Annotated in this window: 15 protein-coding genes; 14 read left to right on the top strand and 1 reads right to left on the bottom strand. The window is 60.1% G+C overall.

The features are described from left to right. The first annotated feature begins 43 nt into the window (after window positions 1-43). From H3V09_RS01615 to H3V09_RS01570, 10 genes are all read left to right on the top strand, one after another. Entirely contained in the window at window positions 44-3007 is a 2964-nt protein-coding gene (locus H3V09_RS01615; RefSeq protein ID WP_198190713.1) for a tape measure protein, read from the top strand. Further along, window positions 3000-3824 (top strand): hypothetical protein, encoded by an 825-nt coding sequence (locus tag H3V09_RS01610; protein WP_198190712.1) that lies wholly within the window; start codon window positions 3000-3002, stop codon window positions 3822-3824. The genes H3V09_RS01615 and H3V09_RS01610 overlap by 8 nt, the downstream gene beginning before the upstream one ends. Before the next feature lie 251 nt (window positions 3825-4075). Further along, the gene (locus tag H3V09_RS01605) at window positions 4076-5920 is read left to right on the top strand and encodes a hypothetical protein (protein WP_198190711.1); all 1845 of its coding nucleotides are present in this window, start codon (window positions 4076-4078) and stop codon (window positions 5918-5920) included. Continuing rightward, the gene (locus H3V09_RS01600; protein ID WP_198190710.1) at window positions 5920-6168 is read left to right on the top strand and encodes a hypothetical protein; all 249 of its coding nucleotides are present in this window, start codon (window positions 5920-5922) and stop codon (window positions 6166-6168) included. The genes H3V09_RS01605 and H3V09_RS01600 overlap by 1 nt, the downstream gene beginning before the upstream one ends. After that, window positions 6165-6971: a hypothetical protein gene (locus tag H3V09_RS08975; protein WP_232339329.1), complete on the top strand. Its 807-nt coding sequence runs from the start codon at window positions 6165-6167 to the stop codon at window positions 6969-6971. Before H3V09_RS01600 ends, H3V09_RS08975 begins: the two co-directional genes overlap by 4 nt. 126 nt (window positions 6972-7097) lie before the next feature. Then, window positions 7098-7460, top strand: coding sequence for a hypothetical protein (locus H3V09_RS01590; RefSeq protein ID WP_198190709.1), 363 nt, complete (start codon window positions 7098-7100; stop codon window positions 7458-7460). After that, on the top strand, window positions 7457-7606 hold the full coding sequence (locus H3V09_RS01585; RefSeq protein ID WP_198190708.1) for a hypothetical protein: 150 nt from the start codon (window positions 7457-7459) through the stop codon (window positions 7604-7606). The genes H3V09_RS01590 and H3V09_RS01585 overlap by 4 nt, the downstream gene beginning before the upstream one ends. 87 nt (window positions 7607-7693) lie before the next feature. Further along, window positions 7694-8839, top strand: a complete 1146-nt coding sequence (locus H3V09_RS01580; protein ID WP_198190707.1) for a LysM peptidoglycan-binding domain-containing protein — start codon at window positions 7694-7696, stop codon at window positions 8837-8839. Between the two features lie 11 nt (window positions 8840-8850). Next, the gene (locus H3V09_RS09070) at window positions 8851-9135 is read left to right on the top strand and encodes a holin (RefSeq protein ID WP_269748562.1); all 285 of its coding nucleotides are present in this window, start codon (window positions 8851-8853) and stop codon (window positions 9133-9135) included. 918 nt (window positions 9136-10053) lie between these two features. Beyond that, window positions 10054-11052, top strand: coding sequence for an Abi family protein (locus H3V09_RS01570; protein ID WP_198190706.1), 999 nt, complete (start codon window positions 10054-10056; stop codon window positions 11050-11052). 212 nt (window positions 11053-11264) lie between these two features. Here H3V09_RS01570 and H3V09_RS01565 read toward each other — a convergent pair whose 3' ends face one another. Beyond that, on the bottom strand, window positions 11265-11900 hold the full coding sequence (locus H3V09_RS01565; protein WP_198190705.1) for a hypothetical protein: 636 nt from the start codon (window positions 11898-11900) through the stop codon (window positions 11265-11267). 262 nt (window positions 11901-12162) lie between these two features. Here H3V09_RS01565 and H3V09_RS01560 point away from each other — a divergent pair, with 262 nt between their 5' ends. The 4 genes from H3V09_RS01560 (at window position 12163) to H3V09_RS01545 (ending at window position 16592) form a co-directional block, all read left to right on the top strand. Further along, complete coding sequence (locus H3V09_RS01560; RefSeq protein ID WP_198190704.1) at window positions 12163-12459, top strand: hypothetical protein; 297 nt, start codon at window positions 12163-12165, stop codon at window positions 12457-12459. A 553-nt stretch (window positions 12460-13012) separates the two neighbouring features. Continuing rightward, complete coding sequence (locus tag H3V09_RS01555) at window positions 13013-14008, top strand: ADP-ribosylglycohydrolase family protein (protein ID WP_121913316.1); 996 nt, start codon at window positions 13013-13015, stop codon at window positions 14006-14008. Between the two features lie 156 nt (window positions 14009-14164). Further along, the gene (locus H3V09_RS01550) at window positions 14165-15631 is read left to right on the top strand and encodes a purine-cytosine permease family protein (protein WP_198190703.1); all 1467 of its coding nucleotides are present in this window, start codon (window positions 14165-14167) and stop codon (window positions 15629-15631) included. Continuing rightward, window positions 15624-16592: a PfkB family carbohydrate kinase gene (locus tag H3V09_RS01545; protein ID WP_198190702.1), complete on the top strand. Its 969-nt coding sequence runs from the start codon at window positions 15624-15626 to the stop codon at window positions 16590-16592. The genes H3V09_RS01550 and H3V09_RS01545 overlap by 8 nt, the downstream gene beginning before the upstream one ends. Window positions 16593-16668: the final 76 nt, after the last annotated feature.

Raw genomic sequence — 16668 nt, 5'->3', positions numbered from 1 at the left:
GACCGCCATCGGGACCGACCTAAGAACAAAGTAGGAGCAACCGATGGCACAGGACGTGGGAACCGTATACGTCCAGGTCGAGCCCTCCGGACGCGGCTTCGGACGAAAAATCGAAGGCGACCTCGGCAATAGCATCGACAAAGCATCCACCCGTGGTTCAACAAGCCTTGTCGGCAAGATGGGGGATGCCTTCAACAAGATCGGCAAGACCGGGCTCGGAGTCATCGGCACCATCACCGGCGGCATAGCCGGCCTTGCAGCTAAGGGAGGCTTCGGCCGGGCGCTGGCCATCGAAAACGCGCAAGCCAAACTCAAAGGCCTAGGCCACTCCGCCGGCGACGTGACCGAAATCATGAACGACGCGCTCAACTCCGTCAAAGGCACCGCCTTCGGCCTGGGCGATGCCGCCACTGTCGCCGCCAGCCTGAGCGCATCAGGCATCAAATCCGGCAGCCAGATGACCCGTGTGCTCAAGACCGTGGCCGACACCGCCCAGATCTCCGGTCGCAGCCTCACCGACATCGGCACCATCTTCGGCTCCGTCGCCGCCCGCGGCAAACTCCAAGGCGACGACATGCTCCAGCTCATGTCCTCCGGCATCCCCGTCCTCCAACTCCTCGGCAAGCACCTGGGAAAGACCAGCGCACAGATCTCCGACATGGTCTCCTCCGGCAAGATCGACTTCCAGACTTTCGCCGACGCCATGGAGGAAGGCCTTGGAGGCGCAGCGCTCGCCGCCGGAAGCACCTTCCAGGGAGCGTTCGACAACATGCGTGCGGCCATGGGCCGGCTCGGTGAAGAGTTCGGCACTCCAGTCCTGAACGCGGCCCGCGACCTGCTCAACAAGCTCAACCCGGCCATCGACGCTGTCGCCAAACAGCTCAAACCATTCGCCGACATGTTCGGGGACAAGCTCGCGCCGGCTGTCAAACAGGCCGGCGACTGGCTGTCTGCGTTCACCGACAACCTCAACAACGGTAAGGAATCCATCGGCGACCTGGCCGGCAAAATTGCCTCGCTGGCGGCCGGGTTCGGCGTGCTGGCCGGGGTGGGCGGCAACGTCAAGACCGTCAGCGAAGCGTTCGACAGGATCGGTCATGCCGGAGACAAAGGCATCAGCGACCTGCTGTACAAAGTGAAGGGCCTGCCGGACAATCTGCAGGGTGCCATGGGCGGCCTGCAGCAGTTCAAGGGCTACTTTAACAAGGATCTGCGTGAGGCGATGGCCGTCGACGGCGACCCGTTCGCCAATGCCTTGAACCGCATAGGCAAAGGCGTGGACGGCCTGACCGCCCCTTTCAGGAACATGGGCTCCAAGCTGGCCGACACCAACATCGGCGGGAAGATCGCGGGACTGGGCTCCTCACTAGGAGTGGGCTTCGGCAGGCTTTCCAGCGTGGCGGACATGCACTTCCAGGTCTTCTCCACCCGTATGAGCCAGGGCTTCTCGTCGGCTTTCGACAAGCTCGGGGGTAGCAAAATCGGCTCAGCCTTCACACGCATAGGAGCCGGCATCAAAGGGGCGTTCGCCCCCTTGGCTTCGAATGTGAGCAATCTGTTCGGCGGGCTCGGCGACATCATAGGAGGCCCGCTGCAGGCAGGCCTTGGCAAGGTCGGCAGCCTGGTCGGCGGATTCTTCGCCCCAGGCAACTTCCTGAAGTTTTTCGGCATCGGCGCGCTCGCCTCGGCCCTGGTCGCCGGAATCGGCCTGCTCAGCCAGGGCATGGATGGCGGACTGGCCGCCATGATCAACGACATCGCAGGGAAGGCCCCGGCGATGATCGGCGAGATCACCGCGAAGGTGCTGGCCGCCCTGCCGGGGATCATGGCATCGGGAACTCAGGTGATAGTCAGCCTGATGGACGGCATCACCGCCGCCGCCCCCTCGCTCATAGCAGGTGCCGCGCAGATCATAGCCTCCTTGGTGCAGGGGCTGGCCCAGAACCTGCCGCAGATCGTCCCGGTCGCTCTGAACATGGTGATGACGCTCATCACTGCCCTGGTGCAGCAACTACCGCTGATCATGTCGGCAGGCATGCAGTTGCTGAGCGGAATCATCCAGGGACTGGTGGCCGCACTGCCACAGCTGGCCGCGCAGATACCCATGATCATCACCACGTTCCTCACGGCTCTGACCTCGATGCTACCCCTCATATTGACCGGCGGCATGGATATCCTGCTCGGTCTGATCCAGGGACTGGTGGCCGCACTGCCACAATTGACTGACCAGGTGCCTGTCATCGTCACTTCCATCATCACGACGCTGGCCCAGAACCTGCCCCAGATCATCCAGGCGGGGACGCAAGTTCTCCTGTCCCTGATCGATGGTCTGGTCAACGCTCTGCCCCGGCTCGTCGCCCAGGTGCCGGTGATCATCGCCAGCATAGTCAACACGCTGGCCCAGAACCTGCCGCAGATCATCACCGCCGGCATCCAGATCATCGTCACGCTGGCGGGTGGACTGGTCCAGGCCATTCCGAGGCTGCTGGCGGCCTTGCCGCAGATCATCACCGGCATCAAGAACGGCTTCGCGCAGGTCAACTGGGGGGGAGTCGGCATCAACATCATCAAAGGGATCGCGGCAGGTCTGGCCGGTGCCGCCAAGCAGCTCGCCCAAGCCGCTGCAGATGCAGCCGGCAACGCCCTGGACTGGGTCAAGGGCAAGCTCGGCATCCACTCTCCCAGCCGCGTATTCCGCGACGAAGTCGGTGTGATGATCGGCCGGGGCATGGCACTGGGCATCACCGACAGCCAGGACACTGTCAATCGCAGCCTTTCCCAAATCGCGCAGGGCATGACTCTGGACGGGCACAGCTTCGGCCTGCCTGCCCCGGCGCTTTACGGCGGCTACGGCCAGGCAGGCAAAGCGGGCCCGCCCGACGGGATGCATGACGTGGTAGAAGCCATTCGCACCCTGCAGGCGGCCCTGCCCGGCATCCTTGACGACGCTCAGCCTGACGGCATGACGGAAAGGGACCTGGGAAGGATGGTGAGACGGTATGCATGACGAAGTCATCTACAAGCCGGGCACACCCGGGCTGTCGGACATCCATCTTGATGCCGGGTCCTTGTATGTTGGGCCTGCACCTGAGCTCCGTGCCCGCCGCTGGTCGTACACGCTGACGGCCCGCTCGCTCAAGGGGCTGACCCGTGTGGCCCGTGAGGCGACCTGCACTCTGTCCGCGCTGTCCTGGTCCGAGCTGGACCGGGCGGAGATGGCCTTCGACGCGGATGTGGCGGCAAAACGTCCGGGCATCCTCGTGGACCGCGGGTGGTCCTGCCGCGCTCTGGTCGTCAAAAGCGACCCGAGTGAGATAAGGCCGAAGCTGGTGCAGACCTCTTTGACCGTCGTCCTGCTCGACGGGGTCTGGCGCAGGCCTACCACCACGGCTTTCAACCCCACACAGATTCCCGCTGCGCAATGGTTGGACCTTCCCTTCGACTTCCCTATGGACCTGGGGCCTTCCCGGCTGGGGGCCCAGATCAGCAACCCGAGCCTGACGCCGGCGAGGATCAGGCTGGTGGTATACGGCCCGGCCGTCAATCCATACATCATGATCGGCGGCAACCGCTACCAAGTGGACGTGCCCGTTCCGGCCGGCGGCTATCTGACGGTCGACGGTGTCGCACGCACCATCGAACTGACCTCGGCGGACGGCGACCGCATGGACTGCTTTGCCCAAGGGCGTCGCGGCTCAGGGCTTCACGGCGGCGAGTACATCTTCCAACCCATACCGGCAGGGAGCAGCGAGATCTCCTGGCCCTCCAGCTTCGGCTTCGACCTGACTGTCTATGAGGAAAGAGGAGAGCCGCCGTGGATCTGATCGTCACCAACCGCGACCGCAAGGACATCGCAGCACTGACCGACTACACCCTCGACCTGGCCTACGGCGCGGACGAGAATAACTTCACCCTATCCTTCCCCGACGGCCCCAGGCTGACAGCCGGCTGCCTCGCCTACATGGACGGCACTGAATACGGCGGTGTGGTCGCCTCCGTCGGCACGCGCCGCACCCGCACAGGCACCATCCTGACCTACAAGGGCCCGACCTGGCATGGGGTGCTGGCCGAGCGAGTGCTGTGCCCGGATGCCGGACAGGATTACCTGACGGTGGACGGGGACGCGAACCGCGTGCTGGACGATCTTGTCGAGCGGGTGGGCCTGTCCGTCCTGATGCGCGCGGAGGGCACGGATTCAGGCGTGCGAGTGAGCGGTTACCAGTTTGAACGGTACACGGACATGTACACGGGTGTACGCAGGATGCTCAAGGCGTCGGGAGCGAAGCTGCTGATGGGCTACAGGGACGGGCTGGTGCGCCTGTGGGCCGTGCGTGCGCAGGATTATACAGACGAGGTGGACTCGGACCGGATCGAATTCGACGCTGAACGCGACTGGCGGCCAGTCAACCATCTGATCGGCCTGGGCGAAGGCGAGTTGAAGGAGCGGGCGCGCTCCGACTGGTACGCGGACCGGGACGGCAGCGTGAGCCAGACCCAGACCCTGAACGGCCTGGACGAAGTGGCCGCTGTCTACGACTACAGCAACGCCAAGCGCGAGGAGCTGTCAGACAAGACCCGCGACAAGCTCAAGGAGCTGCAAGCCCAGGGCAAGGTCACGGTCAGCGTGTGCGAAGGCCAGCCCTTCGACCTGGGCGACATCATCACCGGCCGCGACAACGTGACCGGGCTGACCGTGTCGGCCGAGGTGTCCAAGAAAATCGTCAAGGTCGAACGGGGCGTGATGACAGTGTCCTACGAGGCCGGCCGGGAGACCAGCGCCAAGCAGGACCTGTCCGGGCGGGCCGAAAGCTCGCCGGGCGGCCACTCCTATTACGCGGGCGAGGGACTGCAGCTGGACGACTACACGTTCCGCTCCCAGGTCACCCCCGCCGGCCTGGACGCGGTGCGTCACACGGCCGAGCAGGCCGGCACCGTCGCCGGCGACGCCTCGGATCTGGCGGCAAAGGCCCTCAATGCCGCGCATGAGGCGAAAGGGGTCGCGTCCGGCAAGACCCGTATCAGGTATGCGGACGTCGCCCCGTCTGGCCCAGCGTCCGACACGGTTCCCGGCGACCTGTGGTACCGGCTGGGCGACGGCTCCTCGGTCATCGGCATGTGGGTCAGTGACGGAAGCACATGGATTCCCAAGTCCCTGTCCGGCAACAAACTGATCGCGCCGGGTTCGGTGGGTTCGTCCCAGCTGGCCGACGGGGCGGTCACCCCGGCCAAGATGCGGGTCCGTGACATGAGCAACCTGTGGCCCAACCAGCGCTTCGAGGACGACGGCCCGGTATTCGGTGCTGCCAGCGAAGTTGCGCCCCCGGTCGGCCGGGCCCGCCTGATGGGGTCGCGCGAGCATTTCGCACCCGCCTCTACCTCCTTCGAGGTCACCCCTGGCGACACCATCGCCGTTGAGGCGACCGTCAAGCCCGTGCGCGGAAGCCTGGACCTGCACGCCGGCCTGTGTTACACCAACCAGTCCAACGGCAACACCATGGACTCGTACACAGGCGGAGCCAGGACGGGCGCGACCTACCCGGGCGGATGGGAGCGCGTGCGATGGCTGGTCAGGGTGCCTGCCGGCAAAAGCCGCGCCGTCGCCTGCTTCGAGATTGAACAGGGCATCGGGTCTGAGCCGCCCTTCGGCGACACCCAATGGCTGGTCTCCGACCTGACGGTGCGCCGTCTGGACCGTGAGCCTGCCACTGATGGGCAGCTGGGGCACGTGCGCCCCGACGGCACCAGCGTCACCATCGACGCCGACGGCGTGATCAGCGCCCACAGCGACGGCGGGCTGGCTAAGCACCCCGTGGGCAGCGTGACATGCAACACCGACGGCCGGGACCCCGCCCGCTACCTGGGCGGCATCTGGCAGCAGCTCCCCTCCCTGGGGGCCTTCATTTACGAAAGGATCAAATAATGGCTGTGACCAAGAACATCACCCGGTATGTGTGTGACCGGTGCGGCGCGTCCGCCTACCTGCCCGACAGGGACCCCAGGTCCAGCGAATGGCATCCCGTGCAACGCGTCACCAGCGACGGGGCCCTCATGGACCTGCTCCTTTGCTCCGCCTGCCACAAGAACTACCGGTCCCTGGCCGTGCAGCAGGATGGTGAATACAACAGATGGATGATCCCCACGGCCGGCGACAAGGAGGAGCAGGCATGAGTGCGCACCTGATCACTGGCTTCGCCGGCAAGCCTCACATCAGCTCCGATGACGTGGGCGCGCTGCATGCCGGGGTCATCGGCCCAGGCAACTATGTCCTGGACACCCGCCAGGGCCTTAAGGCCTCCATGAGCAGCGCCAACACCTGCCTAATCGCCCCCGGCGACCTGCTCATGGGCGGCCGGCACGTCGCCTTCCCCGACGCCACCGCGGTCACCATCCAGTCCGGCACGCAGGGTATGCGTCGTGCCGACATGGTCGTCTGCCGCTACACCAAGGCGTCCAATGGGGTCGAGACTGCGGCCCTGACTGCCCTTAAGGGGCAGCCGGCCTCCGGCGCGTCCGCCGACCCCGTCTGGAACAAAGGCAGCATACCGGACGGCGCGACCATCGCGGACATGCCCCTGTACCGCATCCCCTTGGACGGCATCAGCGTCGGCCAACCCGTTCCCCTCTACGACAAGTTGCCCAGCATGTGGGATTCCCTGACCCGCACGCCCGCCCCGGTCGTCCTGATCAGTTCGAAGTGGGGAACGGTCACCGGGGCGAGGGCCGGTCGCATGGTCCATCTGACCATCAACTGGAAGTCCGCAGCCGGCGGGTCCTGGGAGTCCGGCGCGATCGGAGTCCTGCCCGACGGATGGCGGCCAGTCATGGACGTGGCTGCCGCCTACCAGGGCAGGGACGGCGGCTCGCAACGCCAGATCCTGATCCAGTCCGACGGCACCGCCACCTACCAGAACATGGGCGGAACGCAGAACACCGGCGGGTTCATCGCAACCGTCTGCTACCTCAGCGCCTAGCATTCTCCAACCCACAGGCCGTTCGGCTGGCCTTCCCCGGTTGGCATCCCAACAATCCCAGACGCGCCACCCAGCCGAAACCAGGCCCCTGCGCGTAGGTATCACCGACGGAAGGACGACCTCCCCATGCCCATCGACCTGTCTGACGCAATCATCGTGGCCATCATCAATTCCGTCGCCCTCATCTGGGTGGGGTGGCTGCAATACCGGCAGGGCAAGGAGCTCAAGGCCCAACGCCAGACCCAAGCCCAGGACGACCGGCAGTCGGCCATGGAACAGGGCATGCGCGCCCTGATGAAGAGCCAGCTCGTAGCCATCCACGAACGCTACGTCCAGCACGGCGAACCCATGCCCATGGAAGTCAAGGACGAAGCCGACCAGGTCTACGACGCCTACCACGTCCTGGGCGGCAACGGCGTGGGCAGCGAATTGCACCGCCAGATCATGCAGGCCCACGTATCCGACGACCGACCCGAGGAGCACCCATGAGACGCCGCACAGCCATCATCCTCAGCGTCCTGGCCTGCCTGGCCGCTGGAACGCTCGCCGCCCTGGGCGTCACCCTCCTGCTGGGGGCTGTCCTGCGCCGCCTCCTGCCCCTCCTACTGGGAGTCTTCTACCTGCTGGCCGCATAACACCAACCGCGGAAACCAAACCTATGGCCGTCCCTGCTCCTGGGGGCGGCCTTTCCTATGCCCTATCGGGCGGAGAGGGGGCCGGTCATGGCTCTCAACGGAATAGACGTGTCGAGCTGGCAGTCGGGCATCGACCCGGCCGGCATGCCCGCCGATTTCATCATCGCGAAGGCCACGCAGGGCACGGGGTACGTCAGCTCGGCGTGCGCCCCGCAGGTGGACGGTGCGCTGGCAGCCGGAAGAATGGCCGGCGTCTACCACTACATCGATGGGTCCGGCGCGCAGGCCGAGGCCCGGTACTTCGTGGACCAGGCGCGGGGCTGGCTGCACCGCGTGGTCCTGGCCGTGGACTGGGAGTCCGGATCGAACGGCGCATGGGGCGACGTGGGCTACTTGGACGCGGTGGTCGCCGAGATCATCCGGCTGACCGGCGTCAAGCCGCTCGTCTACGCCTCAGCATCGGTGTACGGCCAGATCGCCCAGGTCGGCCAGACCCATGACTGCGGCCTGTGGGTTGCGCAGTACGCGTCCATGGGCTCCACCGGCTACCAGGATTCGCCTTGGAACGAGGGGGCATACGGGTGCGCCATGCGTCAGTACTCCTCCAACGGCAGGCTGCCCGGGTACGACGGGCCGCTGGACCTGGACAAGTTCTACGGCTCCCGTGAGGACTGGCTGGCATACGCCGCCTCCGACGGTTCCCAGCAGCCACCCACACCGTCCGTCACCGTGCCCATCCCTCCGAGCGTGGATATTTCCGGCGGCGACTCCTATACCGTCCAGCCCGGAGACACGCTCTCCGAGATAGCCGAGCGGTACGGCACATCCTGGCAGCACCTGGCGCAGATCAACAACATCGCCGACGCCAATCGGATATTCCCTGGACAGGTGCTCCGCATCGACTCAGCCGCGCCGGCATCGCAGACTTCCCGCGGCTCATACACCGTCCAACCCGGAGACACCCTGTCGGCCATCGCCGCACAGTTCGGCACCACGGTCGGCGCACTGGCTTCCGCCAACGACATCGCCAACCCCGACCTCATCTACCCCGACCAGGCCATCATCGTGTCCGGCAGACCCAACGGCGGCGGAGACAATGTCTATACGGTGAAGTCCGGAGATACCCTGTCGGCCATCGCCCAGGCCCTGGGCACCAGCGTGGACCACCTGGCCCAAACCAACGGCATCAGCGACCCCGATCTCATCTATCCAGGACAGGCCATCAACTACTAAGGAGACCAGCAATGACAGATCCAAGCACCATGCCCGAGCACACCACCACCCAGCCGCCCAACGTACTGTCCTCACTGGCCGCGTGGGCCAGGGCCGCATCCATCCGCGCAATCAAAACCGCAGCCCAGGCGGCCGTCGCAGCCGTCCCCACCAGCGCCGCCACCATCGGCACCGTGGACTGGCTCCTGGTCGCCGGCACCGCCGCACTGGCCGCCCTCATAAGCCTGCTCACCAGCATCGCCGGCCTGCCCGAGGTCGACTCCGGAGCCAGCGTCCGGCGGATCGCCAGCAGATAAACCCCACCAAGCACAAGCGCCCCCGCCTCCGACAAACCGGAGAGCAGGGGCGCTTTTCTGACTCCCGGCCGTATGGATTATCACTGGGACCAAGTCACCCTGTAGAATCTTCCCCCACGGATGTGGCACTCAGCCCGTACATCCCGATGAACGACACCAGACGTCCGTAATCACCCGTCTGCATCCTTTTATCCTCACCATTATCGTCATCATCACGTCTGTCATTCTCGCGGTCTCGCGCAATCCGATAACCCATCACTCCGACCTCCACCAGCATGACCAGACATATCAAGGCCATCAGCGGCCACTTGCCAGTAGGAACCAGAGAGACGTCTACAACCAGCAGGCAGCATATATTCAGCAACGATATTGCAGTATCCGTTTTATGTTTTTTGTTTCTTTCCCATGAAGAATCTTTCTGTCAGCATCCCAAGGAATGTAATGCACGCCGTCGTATAGGCCATCAATGTACCTATCCAACAAGAGGTGGGTCATCCCCGCGGACACGAGGAGCGCAAGGTTTACCTTTCAAATAAACCTTCTATGGCGGATCATCCCCGCATGGGCGGGGACCACATAACAGAGGAAGCAAGTGGGCGAGGCACAATCAACGCCTTCAAGCTGAAATCATCCCCGCATAAGAAACGAGCAACCTTCACTGACCATGTGACCGCTTCGGTGCGCCCGGGAAGAGGTAATACACCCTCCCGGCGTGTCGTGGTGGATAGGGTTTTCCCCAATATTTAGTTATTCTCTGGTGTTGTGGTACTACATATAGTGGTACACTTTTCTAAGCGTGGGGAGACTTGACCTACGGCTCGTATTGTACATATTATGTATATGCGAACTAAGCCAGACCCCGTCTGGCTCGCGTGGCCGCCTTAACCGGCGGCCATCGTGCTTATAGAGTGGGGACACATGTATAAGCCATTCCGCACAGTGAATGAACAGGTGCAGATACTTGAATCGCGAAACCTGATTGTTGGCGACGACTCATCGCACTATCTCCGTCGCGAGGGATATTACGACATAATCAATGGCTACAAGGATCTGTTTCTCGACAATAAGCCCCAGTCACCTGGACAAACTGACCATTTCGCCGACACGGTCACATTCGAGGACATTTACACCCTATTCCTGTTTGACAGAAACCTAAGATTCCTGATGTTCGAAGGCTTGGCGAAGGCTGAGGCGGTATTCAAAACGGCCTGTTCCTACTGCTTCATGGGTGAGCACAGGACAGAGACGAACCCATATCTCAACGTTGGTAATTATGATCAAAGTAAAACCGGGAGTGCCAACAAGCTGATCAATGCGGTATTCAATAAAATCCGAAATAATAATGACGGGAATCACCCCAAAAAGGAAAAAGACTATATACGGCATTGCATGATCAGCCATGGCGGGGAAGTACCGTTGTGGGTGTTGGCAAATGATCTATGCTTCGGACAAGTGAAGTGGTTCTTTCAAGTCCTGGACAAGGATATGCAGATAAAGATCTCGGAAGAAATCACCGAAATCTATAGGCATACTCGTCAAGGACAACATGAATATAAAATTAAGACCGACAAGCTTCAAAGGATTCTCAATAGGCTCGTCTTCTTCCGCAACATCTGTGCTCATGACGAGCGTCTGTTCTGCGCAAAATACGACAATCGTGAGAACGAGTCTGTATTCGCGGCAATAAACGATTTGCGCTTCTTCCTAGACAAGGATGACTATATTGCCTTCTACAAGCGATTTCTTCAACTCCTTAGTGATATTAAGCATAAGCTTCCTAATCAATGGGCACGATTGCACGAGAGTATGGGAATAAGGCACGAGGACGAGCTAATGACCAAGCTGGAAAAGTACGAGGGATGTCAAACAAGCTCTGCGGTCATCACCGATCCCGAGAATACTAGAAACAAGCCGTGAACATAAACGCGCAATACTGCGGCCGGTGACATTTCAGGGGTTCAATCAAAGCACAAAATGGCGAAGGAGCCACTTATCCACATTCCCCAAACAGGTCGCCTGATTATGAGGTTTTCTTATAACCTGGTCTTGTCATGCCGTCCGGCTCCCCCGATAATGCGGACGGCATGATGTTTCTTCATGTTCCTTGTATTCATTGGTCGGTGATGTTTTCACACTCCGTCGTCTTGTTCCTTGCAGAATCGCTCATTAAACACTTGAATGAAATATGTTATGGTCACAAACGATAAGACAGCGTTGGCAAGCGAATCGGTATTTTGGAATACGCTTTTACCAGTAGGAGGCATCGTGAACGCTGCATAAGTGACAAAACAAATGCCAGTTATACAATACGGCGACGTTCTTAAAAACCAGCGCAAATTTAATGAGTTTATTATGTCATAACCTGCATATATCACTACGATTGTCTCAATCGTGCTCATGGCGAGGAAAGGGATATTGTAGATAAGAGATTTCTCGTCGACCATTGTCAGGATCATTGAGTACAGACAGTAAGCGAACGAAACGCAGACAACAGCAATAGATTGCGTTTTTTTGATGCCGAAAATGGTTTTATATGATGGCCTGGATGTATTTTCAGCAGAAAAACAATAGGAAAATATCAGAAAAACGTACGGAACTGCTACAATGCCAATTACTGCGAAAAATAGCATATGGTGGGGATAATCAAATTGATACCATCCCAAAGAATAGGATACCCAACAAAACAAAAAAAGCCCTATCCCCACAATTACCGATACTAAAGCTATGCATAGCGTATGTGCCATATCAGACGTATGTTTAGCCATGCTCGCTCCCCTGCAACAGTTGCGAAATAGTATACTGTTTTTTGCTTTACTGTTCTACCATGGCGGCAGTATGCATTTCGATTTTATTCGAGATACTGGCTGAGTGTGATGGCGACTCTGCCTTCCATGACGTGGCGTACATGTCGTAGAATCCGAGCATGCAGGAGCTAGTCCAGACCCGGGAGGCCATGATGTCGCAGTCGAGAATGCCAACATCCCGACATAAGGCAGTGAAGGTACGGCGCAGACCCGTCTCACACTCATGACCTACTACGATGACGCCCAGGACGTAAGCATGCGCCCCAGCGGCTACAACCCGGCAGACCAGAGCACGACCATCGCGCGCCACCTGCAGATCAAAGCCACCATGGAACGCCATAAGGACGCGCTACTCGACAAGCTCCAAGACCCCACTCTCACACTGAAAGAGCGCTCGCAAATCGAGGCGGCCAAGGATGAAGTCAAACAGGACATCGCGGCAATCAGGGTATGGGGAAGCAATGAGGACTACGAGCGGATGCGACGCAAGTACGACAGGATGATACACCGGCAATTTTGAACGCATTTTGAGCGCAACCCATCTAAAATTAACTGTTCTAACTGTCCTAGAAGGCATACGAGAAAATGCCGATAAAAGCCAATCAGGAGTAGGCTTCAACGTCTTACGCATACTCCCGCTTGATTCATCGTTTTTGCTCATTTTAGGGTTCGAATCCCCCTAGCTCCACAGATAGAATCCCGAGGTCACCTCGGGATTCTTTTTTATATCCAATGCCCTTGCATATGCTGGAGCCTGGACCAAGACAGCACTGCCAAACTCCAGTACGGCGTAGACGGACGATCCCGTTCAATGGCCGTCTGCACTATATAGAACACACATCTCGATATCTCGATCAAGTCTTTAACCCCAGATTGCCTGCAATGTTTTTATCTCCCACTCCACTGGGTGGAGCTCGTTCAGTTCCCCATTCTTCCGTGCGAATCTTGCCTGCTGCATCCGTCGTACTGACAATCTTCCAGGGGCCTTACAATGATTCTGATTAAAAATGTCGCAGTCTATCTGCAGACAGATTAATAGGCTCATCGCAGCGACTCCGGAGGCTTGTACAACAATGACCAGAACTGAAAAGGGCGCACTGGGCGCGCTTACTGGGTTGTCCTTAGGGGACGCGTTGGGCATGCCCACGCAGAGCATGAGTCCTGCAGCAATACATGAGGCCTACGGCAGGATCCACACCCTTTGCGATGCCATTCCGGATCAGCCCATAGCTCCCGGTATGCCTGCAGGGTCTGTAACCGATGATACCGAGCAGGCGTTGATCGTGGCGGAACTGACTATCGAGGGTAAGGGACACATCGATCCGAAAGAGTTTGCCAAGCGTCTTCTGGCCTGGGAGGATGACATGAAGTCGCGTGGATCGCTCGATTTGCTCGGACCATCCACCAAGCTGGCCCTGGAACAGGTTCGCCAGGGCGCGGACATCATGACCACAGGAAGGACCGGCACCACCAACGGAGCCGCCATGCGAGTCACTCCGGTAGGCATAGCCAACAGGCCCGAGGACACCAGACGACTGGCCAATCGCATCTACGAGTCCTGCCAGGTCACCCACGACACGGTCGCAGGCTTCCAAAGTGCTGCGCTGATCGCTACGACAGTCAGCCTGGGGCTTGAGGGGATGACCGTTCGCCAGGCACTGAACGAGTCCTTGCGTATGGTGCCCGCCATGGAAACGTCCGGGGCCTGGACTCCGAAGGCATCGGTCCCCGCACGCGCTCGCCAGGCAATACGACTATCTGAGGAATTCAGCGATGAGGACGATTTCGAATGTCACCTCATTGAAGACTGCGGGACCTCGGTCGAGGCCAATGAGTCTGTGGCAGCCGCCTTTTCCCTGGCTTGGAGATTCGCCGACAATCCTCAATCGGCTCTGTTCGCCGCAGTCAACCTTGGTGGCGATACGGACACCATCGCCGCAATGACCGGCGCAATGACCGGCGCGTGCACAGGTCCCGAGGTCTTCGACCCTGCACTCTGCTCCCATGTAGCTTCGGTATCCCACCTCGACCTGCAGAAAACTGCCCGTGGCCTGATTGCCCTAAGGTAGCAAAGCGCAAAACGAATACCGTCGAATCCTTCAGGAACACAACAATGTAAAATCCACTCAACCCCAAGACCATGGGGTCCACCCAGACCACACCACAGGACTGAACAGACAAGTCATCACTACATCCAGTACATCTTGAGTCGAAGGAGACAATCCATGTCAACTGCACCAAAGGAGGGCACCATCCTCTCCAGAGTCGAGCAAAGGGGCATCGAACCTGTGCCCGAGGACCAGAGGAACGGATCGCCCGGACAACTCTTCTGGGTCTGGTTCGCCGCCAATATCTCAATTCTGGGAATCCCTCTGGGAGCTACCCTGATTGCCCAGGGTCTCAACCTCTGGCAGGCCGTGCTCGCCACGATCATCGGAGCCTTCGGATCCTTCGCCCTCGTCGGCATCATCTCCATAGCCGGCAGAAGAGGCGGCGCGCCCACGCTGACCCTGTCCCGGGCCATTTTCGGCGTCAGAGGCAATGCAGGCCCCACGCTGGTGGCCCTGCTGTCCAGACTGGGCTGGGAGACGGTGAACACGATGACCGGCGCTTTTGCGCTGCTCTCCCTGATCGCCATCATCTTCGGAACCTCAGCCGATGCCAAGCGCTCCCCCCTCCTGACCTTCGTCTGCATTGCCGTCTTCGTGGCCTTGACCGTGGTGGTCTCAGCCGCCGGTCACGCCTTCATTCTCACCGTGCAGAAGTGGGCCACCTGGATATTCGGCGCCCTTACACTCCTAGTGGCCATCTATCTGGCCACGACCGTCGACTGGTCCTCCTTCCTCGGCAATGCCCCCGGCTCAGCCAGTGCTTTCTTGATTGGCGTCGGCACCATAGCTGCGGGGACGGGCATCGGCTGGGTCAACTCCGGTGCAGACATGGCCCGTTACCAGAAGACCTCGGTAAAATCAGGCCCTCTGATCCTGACCGCGGCGGCAGGCGCCGGAATCCCCCTGGTCGTGGTCATCGGCCTGGGATCGGTCCTGACAGCAGGCAACTCCACCATTGCCTCCGCCGCCGATCCTGTCGCCGCGGTTCGAAGCGCTCTGCCTGCATGGGTTTCAATCCCCTATCTGATTGCCGCATTTGCAGGCCTGCTTATGTCAAACAACCTTTCCGTATATTCGGCCGGCCTGACCACCATCACCCTGGGCATCAGAATCCCCCGCGTCTATGCGGTCGTGGTCGATGTGGTGGTGACCACCTGCGGAGCCTTGTACTTTACCTTGGGTTCCGACGGATTCTACGGCCCCTTCGTCACCTTCATCTCCCTGCTGGCAGTGCCACTGAGCACCTGGGCAGGCATCTTCCTGTCAGATATGATCTTCCGCAAGCGTTACGATTCGGACGGCCTGCTGAATCTTCAAGCAGATTCCCCATACTGGTATTGGCACGGAGTCAACCTCCCAGCCATCATCAGCTGGCTGGTGGGGATAGTCGTCGGCTTTCTGTTTGTGACGGCCCAGGTCTCCAAGAACGAAGTCTGGTTCTCAGGACCGCTGTCCGGCAGCTTCCTGGGCAGGAACGGCCTAGCATGGCTCGTATCCCTCCTCCTGGGAGGAATCCTCTACGCCATTTTGCACCTCCTCTCCAAGGATTCCGTGGCGGTGGGGAGCAGGAGCCATGACTGAACCCAGCATCCTCCATCTGGGTCAGGTGGTGGTTGACCTTAGCATGGACATCGACCACCTCCCGGAGCGTGGAGGGGACATTTTCGCCAGACGAAGTGCCATAAAGGTTGGCGGCGGATACAACGTGATTCGCGCAGCCAGGCAGATGGGAGCGCCCATAGCCTACATGGGAGCGATTGGCACAGGTCCGATGGCGGACATGGTCCGTGTGGCCCTTGCCGCCCTTCAAGTTCCCGCCCAAGGGCCTGTTCTGGAAGACTGCGATACCGGATACTCGGTAGCCATGATCGAACCCTCCGGCGAACGCACCTTTGTTTCAGCAAGGGGCGCAGAGACCCGCGTACCAGAGGGCACCTACGAAAGCATGAATCTGGTTCCTGGCGATGTCATCTATCTGAGCGGATATTCCTTCTGTCACAAGGACAATACCCGAAGCCTGGTCGGTTTTGCTGAGAAACACCAGGACGAGGGATTTCCTGTACTCTTCGATGTGGGACCCATGGTGGCCGATATTGAGCTGGATGTGCTTGATGCGGTCAACGGACTGCATCCGATCTGGTCGCTGAATGAACGCGAGGGACCAATCCTGGCGGAACGTGTGGGATGCCAACTCGAAACTGGCGACGTAACCGAGTTGGAATCCCTCTGCCGCTCGCTTTCGCTAAGACTGGACAGTCCGGTGGTTCTTAGGGCCGGCGCTCGCGGTGCCTGGTACTGCCAGCCCAAGAATGCGATGCAAATCAAGTACATTCCCACCCCACAGGTTCGTACCATAGACACCAACGGTGCCGGCGATGCCCATTCGGGCGTTCTTTGCGCCGGCATATTCCAAGGCCTGCCCATCGAGGAGTCACTGATATTGGCAAACTGTGCAGGAGCGCTTTCCACTACTCAGCCCGGTCCAGCCACATGCCCAGATGAGGAAGCCATACGAAAGGCCGCCAGCTCGCTTCAAGGGTGACCAATGCAACGTCGGGAAAAATAAAAGCGACCGCCGACTCCATGCCGACGGTCGCTTGGCATCTCAAAGAAAGATC

Source organism: Bifidobacterium sp. M0399 (assembly GCF_016100595.1).
Classification (GTDB): domain Bacteria; phylum Actinomycetota; class Actinomycetes; order Actinomycetales; family Bifidobacteriaceae; genus Bombiscardovia; species Bombiscardovia polysaccharolytica.
This window is presented reverse-complemented; position numbering and strand designations above follow the sequence as displayed.